At 41.6% G+C, this 12,989-nt stretch carries 11 protein-coding genes; 6 read left to right on the forward strand and 5 right to left on the reverse strand.

The features are described from left to right. Positions 1-112 precede the first annotated feature (112 nt). On the reverse strand, positions 113-799 hold the full coding sequence (locus tag IEW05_RS22535; RefSeq protein WP_188542123.1) for a DUF2628 domain-containing protein: 687 nt from the start codon (positions 797-799) through the stop codon (positions 113-115). A 245-nt stretch (positions 800-1,044) separates the two neighbouring features. On the opposite strand from IEW05_RS22535, the gene IEW05_RS22540 reads away from it, so the two are divergent. Both IEW05_RS22540 and pulA read left to right on the forward strand, forming a co-directional pair. Next, the gene (locus IEW05_RS22540; protein ID WP_188542124.1) at positions 1,045-3,081 is read left to right on the forward strand and encodes an amylo-alpha-1,6-glucosidase; all 2,037 of its coding nucleotides are present in this window, start codon (positions 1,045-1,047) and stop codon (positions 3,079-3,081) included. A gap of 53 nt (positions 3,082-3,134) precedes the next feature. Beyond that, positions 3,135-5,108: a type I pullulanase gene (pulA, locus tag IEW05_RS22545; protein ID WP_188542125.1), complete on the forward strand. Its 1,974-nt coding sequence runs from the start codon at positions 3,135-3,137 to the stop codon at positions 5,106-5,108. Between the two features lie 83 nt (positions 5,109-5,191). Here the strand turns inward: pulA and IEW05_RS25970 are convergent, their stop codons facing one another. After that, complete coding sequence (locus IEW05_RS25970; protein ID WP_268238764.1) at positions 5,192-5,317, reverse strand: hypothetical protein; 126 nt, start codon at positions 5,315-5,317, stop codon at positions 5,192-5,194. 302 nt (positions 5,318-5,619) lie between these two features. Between IEW05_RS25970 and IEW05_RS22550 the strand changes: the two genes are divergently transcribed. Further along, complete coding sequence (locus tag IEW05_RS22550) at positions 5,620-7,011, forward strand: L-cystine transporter (protein ID WP_188542126.1); 1,392 nt, start codon at positions 5,620-5,622, stop codon at positions 7,009-7,011. Between the two features lie 160 nt (positions 7,012-7,171). Continuing rightward, on the forward strand, positions 7,172-7,750 hold the full coding sequence (locus tag IEW05_RS22555) for an LOG family protein (protein WP_188542127.1): 579 nt from the start codon (positions 7,172-7,174) through the stop codon (positions 7,748-7,750). Between the two features lie 63 nt (positions 7,751-7,813). On the opposite strand, the gene IEW05_RS22560 is transcribed toward IEW05_RS22555, so the two are convergent. The 3 genes from IEW05_RS22560 to IEW05_RS22570 all read right to left on the reverse strand — a co-directional run bounded on the left by IEW05_RS22560 (position 7,814) and on the right by IEW05_RS22570 (position 11,995). After that, positions 7,814-10,132, reverse strand: coding sequence for a glycoside hydrolase family 65 protein (locus IEW05_RS22560; protein WP_188542128.1), 2,319 nt, complete (start codon positions 10,130-10,132; stop codon positions 7,814-7,816). A gap of 75 nt (positions 10,133-10,207) precedes the next feature. Next, positions 10,208-10,873 carry a beta-phosphoglucomutase gene (gene pgmB / locus IEW05_RS22565; RefSeq protein ID WP_188542129.1) on the reverse strand — a complete coding sequence of 222 codons (666 nt, stop codon included), beginning with the start codon at positions 10,871-10,873 and terminating at the stop codon, positions 10,208-10,210. Between the two features lie 87 nt (positions 10,874-10,960). After that, positions 10,961-11,995 carry a LacI family DNA-binding transcriptional regulator gene (locus IEW05_RS22570; protein ID WP_188542130.1) on the reverse strand — a complete coding sequence of 345 codons (1,035 nt, stop codon included), beginning with the start codon at positions 11,993-11,995 and terminating at the stop codon, positions 10,961-10,963. Between the two features lie 379 nt (positions 11,996-12,374). On the opposite strand from IEW05_RS22570, the gene IEW05_RS22575 reads away from it, so the two are divergent. Both IEW05_RS22575 and IEW05_RS22580 read left to right on the forward strand, forming a co-directional pair. Next, complete coding sequence (locus IEW05_RS22575; protein ID WP_188542131.1) at positions 12,375-12,602, forward strand: DNA-binding protein; 228 nt, start codon at positions 12,375-12,377, stop codon at positions 12,600-12,602. Positions 12,603-12,733: 131 nt separating this feature from the next. Next, on the forward strand, positions 12,734-12,970 hold the full coding sequence (locus IEW05_RS22580) for a DUF6953 family protein (RefSeq protein WP_188542132.1): 237 nt from the start codon (positions 12,734-12,736) through the stop codon (positions 12,968-12,970). Positions 12,971-12,989: the final 19 nt, after the last annotated feature.

Genomic DNA, 12,989 nt, shown 5'->3' on the forward strand with positions numbered 1-12,989 from the left:
TTTTTTCTTTAAAATATAGAATAATAAAAACATAATATTATTATATATGATGCTCAAGGGGAAAGCCAACCAACCGGATAATGAATGCATGAGTACCATTTACTGTTTGGGTTTATCGACTTACCTGTTGACTATGTTGTTGAATATCCAGATTGACTTGTTTATATGTATGTAAAAAGCTGAACAGCATGACGACAAATGCAGCTAATAAAGGAAGTATGGCAAGTGCGATAGGAATATACAAGCTTGTTTCACCCGCTTGAACAATCTTTGCATCACAGGTCTCTTTATCCTTAGGATGGCGTAGCTTGATTGCATTTATTTTTCGCTTAGCATGATGTAGATATAATTTATTAGCAATAGCAGTAAATGCGATCTTAGTTATGAGATTAGTAAACAGTAAAACAATGACCATTTCGGATGAGAAATAAAATCTTGGATACATAGAGCTGGCAATATTCAGTATTAGTGCCTCACCTATTATGTAAATAAGTAAGTAGAGATACATGCCCCGGTACAGCAACCAATACCCACCAAATAGAAAAGCAGCCCAATTCCAATGGCTGTTTTCTTCCCATTTCCGAGCATACACACTCGCCCTCGGACCGACAAAAAGTTTCAAATCTTCGGCAAGGTTTTGAGTAGCAGGTTCATTTGTTTCCTGATCTACATGGGTGGTAGTTCGGAGAAATCCAGGGACATCCGGGTTACTCTCTTGACGAGGTTTTACGATTGCACCACATTTTACGCAGAACTTATCATCTTCATAAACATTTGTGCCACAGTTATAGCAGTACATGATGACCTCCATTTGATTTGATCTAAGGATGAAATAAGGACAATAATTAGTGCAAAAGATCCATTTCATTATAAAGGATAGAATGAAAATTGAGAATATTTTCAAAATGAACATAGATGTTTCAACTTTGTGCAAACGATTGCTTAAACGAAATAACGATGATATAATGCAGCACATATAGGGAAGTAAGCGTTTTTTTGTCTGATTATTAGGAATAGTGTCGATGGCCTGAAGGGGGAATTTATATGGATAGAGCTTACATTTTAGGACGTAGTGCATGGCGAAGCATTCAAGAGGGAAATGAGCGAGAGTGGCTGATCGGCAATGGAATCGGAGGTTACGCCAACCATTCAGTTCCAGGTGGAGGGTACCGGATGTCGCATGGTTATTTGGTGTCTTCAACGAAAGCCCCTGTGAATCGCGTCTTGGTATTCACTAGAACGCAGGAACAGGTACAGATTAGCGGCAAAGTCTATGATCTAACCTCTCAACAATACGTCAATTGGGAGAAAAACGGCCAGCAACATTTGAAACAATTTAAGCTGGATATTGTACCTGAATATCACTATCAAGTTGAGGATGTTAGCATTCGCAAAACAGTATCACTTGAATACGGACATAATACAGTTGTTGTATGTTACGAAGTAACTGGTGGCAGTGAGCCCATGCAATTGAATATAGTTCCACTTTTTAACCATCGCTCTCCAGGTGACGTCTCTGAAAAAGGGAGTTTGAAGTTTCACAAGGAGTTGACTGGAAACGTTCTGAAGCTGATTCCATGCGATAATCCCGACTTAACGATATTCTTTATGTCATCGACAGGTCAATATTTAGATCGCTCGACATTGCCAGTAACGATGGCCACGCCGAATTATACATATGAAGAAAACCATTACTACGCCTTTGAGAACCGCAATGGCTTCCTTGGCGTGGATCATCATTATACTCCTTATGAAATTAACATCAGCCTGAAACCCTATGAAAAGAAATCATTCTATGTAAAGTGTTCCATAGAATCATTGGAAGATAAGGACGGGTTGACCATTGTCCAGGAATACAAACAAAGAATGAATGAACTTGTTCACCAGGCGGGATACGATGATCGGCTAGCGAATCGGCTAGTAGAAGCGGGAGACCACTTCATTGTGGACCGGAAATCAACGGGGCTAAAGACGATACTGGCTGGTTATCCGTGGTTCACCGATTGGGGTCGCGATACGATGATTGCCTTTCAAGGTCTAGCGCTCTGCACCAAACGGTTTGCAGAGGCCCGGGAAATTCTTGAATCGTTTGCACGGTATGTACGGAATGGACTAATCCCTAATATGTTCCCTGATGATGGACATGCTCCACTCTATAATACAGTTGATGCATCACTTTGGTACTTTCACTCGGTCTATGAATATTTGAAGTATACCGGAGGAGACGATGACTACAAGTTTATTCAACAGGTCATTTATCCCAAACTAAAAGAGATCATTTCTGCGTATCAAACAGGTACCGATTTCTCGATCAGGATGGACGAGGATGGGCTTATTTGCGCGGGTGGTGGCTTAGATCAAGTTACATGGATGGACGTTCGTGTGGGAGATTGGGTTGTAACTCCGAGGCATGGCAAACCTGTTGAAATCAATGCACTTTGGTATAATGCGTTGCGCATTATGGGTAATCTGTCGGAACGTTTTGGGGAATCATCACCATATGATGAACTATCTCACATCGTCTACAATTCCTTCAATAAGCGTTTCTGGAATGAAGAGAAGAGATGTTTGTTCGACGTAGTGGATGTAGATCTCGGTAATGGGAATCTAACAAACGATAACGCGATTCGTCCGAATCAAATTTGGGCGGTATCATTGCCTTTCACTATGCTATCAGAGGAAAAGGCGAAGGCGGTCGTCGGAACGACGCACAAACATTTGTATACTCCTTACGGGCTGCGCTCGTTATCACATGAAGACAAGGATTATAAAGCTCAGTATATAGGCAAGCTCATTGATCGCGATGCTGCGTATCATATGGGGACGGTCTGGGCTTTCCCATTGGGCGCTTTCATTACAGCTTACTGTAAGGTGAATAACTATACGGTGGAGGCTGTGCAGGTAGCCAAAGAGATGTGTGAATTGTTTGAAGATCATATGCAAGATGGTTGTATTGGTGGAATTGCTGAGATATTTGACGGAGACTTTCCTTGCACAGGAAGAGGTTGTTTCACTCAGGCATGGAGTGTTGGTGAAATTCTAAGGGCATATACCGAGGATGTTTTGCCGAACATGAAGTAATGAACTAACCGTATCGTAACTTTATCTACATTTATACGATTGGAGTGAATCATATGTCGGTACAGAGGGAAAGCGATATCCCGATTCATTATGGAGATCTTGAGGTAACAAACGGTATTTCGGTGTTTGATCCTAAATTTGATGATCTGTTCTATTATGACGGTGATGATCTAGGGTCAACCTATAGTCCCGAAGAGACGAAGTTCAGGTTATGGGCGCCAACTTCTTCGGAGGCCTATGTCATATTGTATGATTCATGGGATGGGCAGCCTACAAATGTACTGCCAATGGCCCAGGATGTACGAGGAACATGGATTGTATCTGTTTCAGGCGATATTAAGGATAGCTATTATACTTATCGCGTAAAGGTGGGAGATCAGTATAATGAGGCGGTTGATCCCTATGCTAAAGCTGTAGGTGTTAATGGTGATCGAGGAGTTGTGCTCGACTTCCGTAGCACAAATCCTGAGCATTGGACTGAAGACAAACCGCCGTTCTCTGGAGCAGCTGTAGACGCCATTATTTATGAGTTACATGTTCGAGATTTATCGATTCATCCTCGAAGTGGTATTAAGCATAAGGGCAAGTACTTGGGATTAACGGAGAGTGGAACTCGTGGACCGGACGGTATCCCCACAGGATTGGATCATATTTCTAAACTAGGAGTAACTCATGTTCAACTACTACCGATCTATGATTATTCAACACAAAGTGTTGACGAGACGAAGCTAGATCAACCGCAATACAACTGGGGATATGATCCGAAAAACTACAATGTTCCTGAGGGGTCCTATGCTACCGATCCTTATGCTCCTTCCGTTCGTATTAACGAACTGAAACAGACGATTCAGGCACTTCATGACCGTGGCTTGCGTGTCGTAATGGATGTGGTATACAACCACGTCTATGATGGTTACTTGGTCAATTTTACGAAGCTGGTTCCTGGCTACTATTTACGATATAGACCAGATGGTACATTCTCGAATGGCGCCTACTGTGGTAATGAATGTGCATCGGAACGTGCTATGGTCTCCAAATTCATTGTTGATTCTATTATGTACTGGGCTCGTGAATATCATATCGATGGCTTCCGTTTTGATTTAATGGGCCTGCTCGATATTAGAACGATGAATGAGATTAGACGTAACTTGGACGAATTGGATCCTTCGCTCATCATGATTGCGGAAGGTTGGATGATGAACGATACGGTATTACCTGAAGGACAGCGAGCCAATCAGAGAAATGCTGTTCTACTCGAGAGAATAGGCCAGTTTAATGATGACTATCGCGATGCGATCAAAGGCAATATTTTCATATCAAGCAGCAAAGGATTTGTCAGTGGCGGTGATGGACTAGAGGATAGCGTGAGGCGGGGGATTGTCGGAGGTATTAATTATGGTGGCAATCTAAGACAGTTTGCCTTCGAGCCTCAGCAAACCGTGAATTATGTGGAGTGTCACGACAACCATACCCTTTGGGACAAAATTGTGCTTTCAACTGAAGGACAATCTGATGATGAACGGCGAAGTATGCATCGCCTTGCTTCAGCGATTGTCTTAACGAGTCAGGGGATTCCATTTGTCCATGCGGGGCAGGAGTTTATGCGGAGTAAGAATGGGGTAGAGAACAGTTATAAGTCACCAGATGAGATTAATGCTTTGGATTGGGAGCGTTGTGCCGCCCATCAAAGTGATGTTGAGTATATGCAGAATCTAATTCAGCTGCGTAAAGCTCATCCAGCATTCTCATTACGAGAGGCCCAGGAGATTCGTCAGAACTTAATATTTGAGAATTCCCCCAGCCATTGTGTGGCTTATACATTACGGAACCATGCAGGAGGGGATGAGGCTCTCCATTTATATGTACTGTATAACGCTAGTCCTGTTTATACGGTTCTTCAATTGCCCGAGCTTGGAGCATGGAAGGTACGGTATGGTGGTGAGTATGTGAAGAATTTAGATTATAATAAGTTGGAGGTTCACGGAGTCGGTATGGTTGTGCTCGTAGTGAAATCCTACACTTCATAATGAAATAGCAGCAGAGGGTGATTAGCTCAGTAATGAATTAATCACCCTCTATTATTTTGATATTATTTTCAATAAGCTATAAGCTATCCACCTCTTGCAGCTAATAACCAGGAGCGATTGGCATATTTGCCCCGGACCGCAAGCTCCTTCTCAGCTGCTAACCCGCTGCTACTAGTACCTCCGGTAATGATGCCCCATTTTCCTTTCATTTTCCACCTCATATTCACAAGCTTCATATTCTCAAATCCGCTCTTAAAAAGATGAATGAACAGCTCATTTACATTGGTGGTAATACAATTGGAGTCGAAGAATGGGACATGATATTGGCATTCATACCCACATTGAGTATGAATATATTTAGGATAAGGGGGTAATTGTAGATAATTGTGAAAAAATAGGCTCAAATTAAAACAATAATTTATCCTATCAATTTAGTTGGATTATGTTATAATATCGTCAGTAATGAATTGCCAGTTATTTTTACACATAATTTAGTTAAGGGGAGATGGCAATGGAAACATTTCAAGTTATTATTAACGTTGTGGTTATGCTTGCATTAATAGGGTTGCTTCTATGGATGCAAAAGAAGCATGTCTCATTTACGAAGCGAGTATTTACGGGTCTTGGCTTGGGACTTGTGTTCGGGGTTGTATTGCAGGCAATTTATACATCCAGTTCTGATGTATTAACTAAATCAGCGGATTGGTTCAACCTTGTTGGACGGGGTTATGTAGGTTTGCTACAAATGATCGTCATTCCGCTCATTATGGTTTCTATCATTTCAGCTATTATGAAACTAAAGGGCAAGCAAAATTTGGGTAAAATGAGCGCCCTTATTATAGGTGTTCTGTTGATCACGACAGCTATTGCTGCAACAGTCAGTATCGTAACCAGTCTTAGCTTTGATCTGAAAGCAATCCAGATCGAAGCAGGTCAGAAGGAACAGGAACGGGGGGCAAAGCTTGAGGAACGTGTGGGTGATGTGGCCAACAAGACGCTTCCACAGCAGGTTTTAGACTTCATTCCAACAAATCCATTCGCTGATATGGCTGGATCACGCAGTACCTCAACTATGGCTGTCGTTATTTTCTCAGCATTCATCGGTGTCGCTGTGCTTGGTTTAGACAGAAAAAAACCGGAGCAAGCCGAGACATTCCGCAAGATCGTGGACGCTGTCTATGCAGTCGTCATGCGAATTGTGACCTTGGTGTTAAGGATAACTCCTTATGGGATTTTAGCGTTGATTACCAATGTGGTAGCTACGACTAATCCAGAGGAAATTTTAAAGTTGATTAAGTTTGTTGGAGCATCTTATGTAGCTCTGATTGTGATGTTTATTATCCATCTTATTTTGTTAGCTATATTCGGGTATAATCCGGTGCAGTATGTTAGAAAGGTGCTACCTACGTTGGTTTTCGCCTTTACTTCACGTTCTAGTGTCGCTACAATTCCGCTAAATGTAGAGACGCAAACGAAGCGCTTGGGTGTACCGGATGGCATTGCCAATTTGTCGGCTTCCTTTGGTTCGATGATCGGGCAAAATGGTTGTGCCGGGATCTATCCAGCAATGCTGGCCGTCATGATCGCCCCTACGGTCGGAATTAATCCGTTGAGTTGGGATTTCATTCTTACCTTGATTCTTGTTGTTACAATCAGTTCGTTCGGTGTTGCGGGAGTTGGTGGAGGTGCCACATTTGCTTCCTTGATCGTTCTGTCGACGATGAACTTGCCGGTAGCTTTGGCGGGACTGCTCATTTCTGTTGAACCATTGATTGATATGGGACGCACGGCGTTGAACGTGAATGATTCGATCACTGCAGGTGTTATTACAGGCAAGATCCTTGGAGAGAATGATAAAGAAGTGTTTAAGCAAAATGTAGATTTAGATGTTATACAAGCATAGAAAAGTATAAGCAGCCGAGGGTTACCCTTGGCTGCTTTTTTTTGTTAGGTAAAGTATTGAGCCAAATAATGAAGAATAAAAAATTTCAGTTAACAAATTTGCTGTATAATTATAATAGTCTTTTGCTATATATAGAGATACATGAGTTGGAGGCGATAATATGAGAACGATTTGTATTTTTTCTGGGTCTAATATGGGCAATGATGAAGCGTACAGACTTGCAGCGATTGAGCTCGGAGAGTATATGGGACAGCAGAATTATCGTCTAGTTTACGGCGGTTCAAGGATGGGCCTTATGGGGGCAACTGCTAATGCTGCGATGGCTGCTGGTGGAGAGGTAATTGGCGTCATGCCAACCGGATTGTTTGCTGGTGAGATGGTACATCGTGAAGTGACAGAATTAATTGAAGTTGATGGCATGCATTCACGTAAGGCTAAGATGGCTGAGCTTGCAGATGGATTTATTGCCTTGCCTGGCGGGTTTGGAACGTATGAGGAACTGTTCGAGGTATTATGCTGGTTACAAATAGGGATCCATCAGAAGCCGATTGGTGTACTTAATGTCAAAGGGTACTATGATCCACTGCTAAATATGATTCAATCCAGCGTGACCGAAGGGTTCGTGAAATCCTCTCACTTGAGTTTGCTCAATGTTGCGGAACATGCGAAGGAACTGATTCAACAGATGGAGTCTTACACCCCTACCCAATTGGAGAACAAGTGGACTCAGCCGGTTTAAAATGTAAAAAGAGCAGCTTCTCGTCACATGTAATGACCGGGAAACTGCTCCTTTTTATAGGGTCTAGATTGTAATTGATGAGCGATCTACTTGAATTTCTCCAAGGCCGCTAAGTGTATAGCTCTGATCGTAGACCTTGATGGATACCGTAGTGTCTGTTTCATTAGTTACAGTGATGTTGTTGTCTGTAGCACTAACCTTCAGACGTGATCCACGGAACATGACTTTGAAGGAGAATGACTTCCAGTGAGATGGGATAAATGGTTTCAGTACTAGTTCGTTATCCCTCACGCGTAGTCCACCAAAACCTTGGACGATAGACATCCAAGTTCCTGCCATACTTGTAGTGTGGCAACCGTCTTCTGTATCGTTATTATAGTTATCAAGGTCAAGTCTGGCCGTGCGCAAATACATTTCATAAGCTTTGTCCTGATAGCCAAGCTCGCAAGCGAGAATCACATGCAAGCAAGGAGATAGGGATGATTCATGGACCGTTAATGGTTCGTAGAAGTCGAAGTTACGTTTCTTCGTATCCAAGTCGTAACGATCCCCTAGGAAATACAAACCTTGCAGCACGTCGGCTTGTTTGATGTAGCACGAGCGCAGGATGCGATCCCATGACCAGTTCTGGTTGATCGGAAGATTTTCAGGTGCCAGATCCTTTACAGGTACAAGTTCTTTATCCAAGAAACCGTCTTGCTGTAGGAAAATTTGCCGCTCCTCATCATATGGATAGTACATATTGTCGATGATATGCTTCCACTGTTTCATTTCCTCATTTTGTAGCTTCAGCTTATCAACCAACTCGAGATAGTGTGCGTTTTCGTTATTTTTGAGATAACTAATCACTTCCAAGGTGTATTCCATCGTCCAAACCGCAATTCGGTTCGTGTACCAGTTATTGTTCACGTTGTTCTCGTATTCATTTGGACCGGTAACCCCAAGAATGACATATTTTCCTTTAGCGTCTGAGTAGTTGACACGTTGTTCCCAGAAACGAGAAATCTCTACGAGTACTTCTAGACCGTATTGTCCTAAATAAGATTTGTCACCGGTATAGTTCACGTAATTATAGATGGCGTAAGCGATTGCACCATTCCGATGAATTTCTTCAAAGGTGATTTCCCATTCGTTATGACATTCTTCGCCGTTCATCGTTACCATTGGATAAAGAGCACCCTTAGTAAAGCCGAGCTTCTTAGCGTTCTCCTTGGCTTTTTCCAAATGTTTATAACGGTAAATAAGTAGGTTACGAGCAATGTCCGATTCTGCTGTACTGAGATAGAAAGGTACGCAATAGGCTTCGGTATCCCAGTAGGTGCTTCCACCATATTTTTCACCTGTGAAGCCTTTAGGTCCAATATTTAAACGGTCATCTTCACCGCTGTAAGTTTGATTCAATTGGAAAATATTAAAGCGTATGGCTTGCTGTGCTGCCACATCACCTTCGATGATAATGTCGCTGCCTTTCCATTTCTCTGCCCAAGCGTTCTTCTGTTCTGCGAGTAAAGTATCAAATCCGGCTGCCTTTGCATCAAGAAGTGACTTCTTCCCGGCATTGACGAGCTCTCCCAATCCGTAATTGCGTGAGGTGACGTTAGCAACATATTTGTACAGAGTTATTTGAACTCCTTGTTCTGCATGTACAGTAAATTCACTAGCTACATATTTATCGCTTTCTGATAATACAGGCTCAATATTGAGCTTGTTCTCATGACTAAAAACGTCGAAGGACATGACAGATGTTACATGAAAGTCTAACTTCTTCGTCTTCAATGTAAGGTGCGACAAATCAGCATCAGCACATTTTTCCACTTCAAGCCAGAATTTCTCCTCATAGTTGGAGTCTTTATTCTGAACGTCACCGTCTAAGTAAGGCACAAAAGTGATGTCGCCCGAGAAATTAAGTGGAGTTACTTGGTAGCGGATTGCACCAATCTCATGACGCGTGATGCTTACAAAGCGAGTAGAAGAGACTTGAATTTCTTTGCCATCCTCAAAAGTAGCAACAAAGCTACGGGACAAGTAACCTTCTTTCATGTTCAGCTCGCGAACAAAGTCTCTTACTTGGCATTTGGCCAAATCCAAGGCTGTGCCGTTAATAAATACTTGGATACCAATCCAGTTGGTACTGTTCAATACTTTGGCAAAATATTCAGGATACCCGTTTTTCCACCAGCCAACACGGGTCTTATCTGGGTAATACACTCCAGCCATGTAACTGCCTTGTAGAGAAGCGCCACTATACTGCTCTTCAAAATTGGCGCGTTGCCCCATAAATCCATTACCGATACTAAAGATACTCTCGGATATTTCATGTGTTAGGGGATCAAAAGAATCTTCAATGATGGACCACTCATCTAATTTCAAATATTGTTTCACGATTAATCGGCTCCTTTAAATCATTCTGGTGATATTATATGGTGAAATAGTGTAAAACTATCTGACTGGTGACAACTATAAATTGGAGGCATTAAGTTCAGGAAGACGATTTACTGACATGTCCTGAAGAGAAGGGATCACGAAATCAGCAGCACGAAGCGTCTCAGGTGAACCAATACCCACGCAAGCCATACCTGCTCGACGTGCTGCCTCGATTCCTGCTTCGGCATCTTCAAAGACAACACATTGCTCTTTGGGGATACCTAGTTCAGTAGATCCCAGGGTAAATACTTCCGGATCTGGTTTGGCACTAGTCGTTCGATTTCCATCAATAATAACGTCAAAATAAGGAGTGAGACCGGTATTGTTCAGGATCGTCATGGCATTCTTACTGGCCGATCCGAGTGCAATCTTGAGACCGTTATCCTTGCATTCTTGTATGAATTCAAGGGCGCCAGGTAGGATTTCTGATTGGTCCATCGCCATAATAGATTGGAAATACCATTCATTTTTACGCGTAGCTAACTCATTTTTAGTGGTTTCGTCTAGCTCAAGCCCACCAATACTCAGTAGTATATCGAGCGATGCCATACGACTGACACCTTTTAGTTTCTCATTGTCGTGCTCTGTGAATTCAAACCCTAACTCATTCGCTAATCGCTTCCAAGCTAAATAATGATATTTAGCGGTATCGACCAACACACCATCTAAGTCGAATAAACAAGCTTTAATTGCGGGCATAAAGGATCTCCTTTCAATAGCGCAAACGTTTGAACAAACTATAAAAAATAAAAGAAGCAAATGCTTCTATTATTTTTATTCTAATACTTAGTTCTTAGGAACTGAATACATGGATGATTCTCTGACAATCAAGCGGTGAGGAATGACTTGCCGCTTTTGATAGGTCTTATCATTACTGTTCTGAATCGATTGAATTAAAACTTGGGAAGCCGTATATCCTAAATTGTATATGCCAATATCTATGCTGCTTAGTGGTGGTGTTGATAATTCCGATAAGGGAATGTTATTGAAACTAATCAGACATAAATCTTCGGGAACCTTGTATTTAAGCTCATGAAGTCCGCGTAACACGCCAAAGGCGACTACATCGTCAATCAGTACAATGGCAGTAGGTCGATCTGGGAGATTCATAAAGAAAGACATGGCTCTATAGCCGCTTTCCTGAAGAAACTCGCCTTCCACAATCCATTCCTGCCGGGACTCTAATCCTGAATCATGAAGGGCAGTTAAGTAACCCTTGAGTCGATCTTTAGATACGATTAGTTCTGGCGGTCCACTAACAAATCCGATTCGTTCATGACCTAAGGAAATTAAATGTTTCGTTGCATCGTATGAGGCCTGAACATTATCGTTATCGACCGATAATATATCGGGATATTGCTCACTTCGACCGATTAGGACAAAATTATGATCGTTGTCATGTAGAAAATCGATAACAGGATCATCTTTTCTTGAATATAACAGAATTACTCCATCGACCCGACGTCCATTAAGGAGTCTGGATACTCCTTCAACTTCTTCTTTCTCGTTAGCACCGGAACTGATCAACACGTCGTATCCCAAGCGTCCTGCTTGGGTCACGATACCGCGAATCAACTCCATGAAGAAGAAGTTAGAGAATAATTCTTCAGCTGATTTGGGTAGCATGATACAAATACTATTCGTTGTTTTGGATACAAGGCTTTTTGCCATGATATTAGGGTGGTATCCCATTTGTTCCATAATAAGCTTTACTTTTTTCGAAGTTTCGGTGCTAATTCTAGGATGATTGGACAATACTCGGGACACGGTGGAAGGTGATACTCCGGCCTTTTTGGCAACATCTTTTATTGTTATAGCCATTACAAAACTCCTCCGTGGAACCGTTTGCTTTTACATTGTAATTCTAATCCAAAGGTTCAGGAAAGTAAATAGAGAATCCCCGTGAAAGTGTGACCTATTGGTGGAATTATCTAATTATGTCTATTCATGCGCTTTCTTTTATGGAAAATCTTATTAATATTTATATGTATAGGGAATTTTCGGACGTAATATGGATATTACTAGAAAAATAAAATTGCAACAATTATGGAACTAGTGCAAACGTTTGATGTCCTATTTTTCACCAAATGGATCATGTTGTTTCAAAGGGATTTCCATTGATTAGCTAAAGATGAGGGGATTCATGGTATAATAAAGTTTCTAGGTAAAAAAGAATGATTGTAGAAAGGGCTTGTTAGATATGCTCGCATTTGAAGATTGGAACCAAAAAGCTAAGAAGACTTTTAATGCAACAAGTAATGTAGTCGTGTTAACTGTCTCTGAAGCAGGGGAAGCGCTTGGTCTGACTAAAGATCAGATGAAGGTTTATGTGGATAAGAATAAATTAACTAAAGTTCCTATTATGCGCAATGTGCATAGGTACTTATTGTTAAAAAGTGAAATAGATAAGATCGTTAGTAATATGTAGACCAAGTAAGTAAATAGTGAACATCAATAACAGTTGGCACAGGTGATTGATATCTGGAGCAACTGTTTTTGCTTGTTCTGGTGATAAATCGTGGATTGTATGAAGCTGAACATAAAGGAGAGAGGGTATTCGTGGAATTTACAGCGCTTCAAGTTGCGGAGTGGATGGTAAATGAAATCAAGTTTAGAGGAATTCTAAATCAAAGTGATGCGACCCGACATGTGGAGAAACATTTTGGTGAAGAATTTGTATTTGTGAATGAGAACGGGAATGCATCCCTTTCAAAAGAAGTTAAGAAGGCTTTTCGCAAGCTGCATGCGGGAAAGATAGCCTGGGATCGGGATGGATTTTTCTGGGCATGGACCTAATGAATCTGAGGGATAGTAC

It is taken from the genome of Paenibacillus segetis (assembly GCF_014639155.1).
GTDB classification, from domain to species: Bacteria; Bacillota; Bacilli; order Paenibacillales; family Paenibacillaceae; genus Fontibacillus; species Fontibacillus segetis.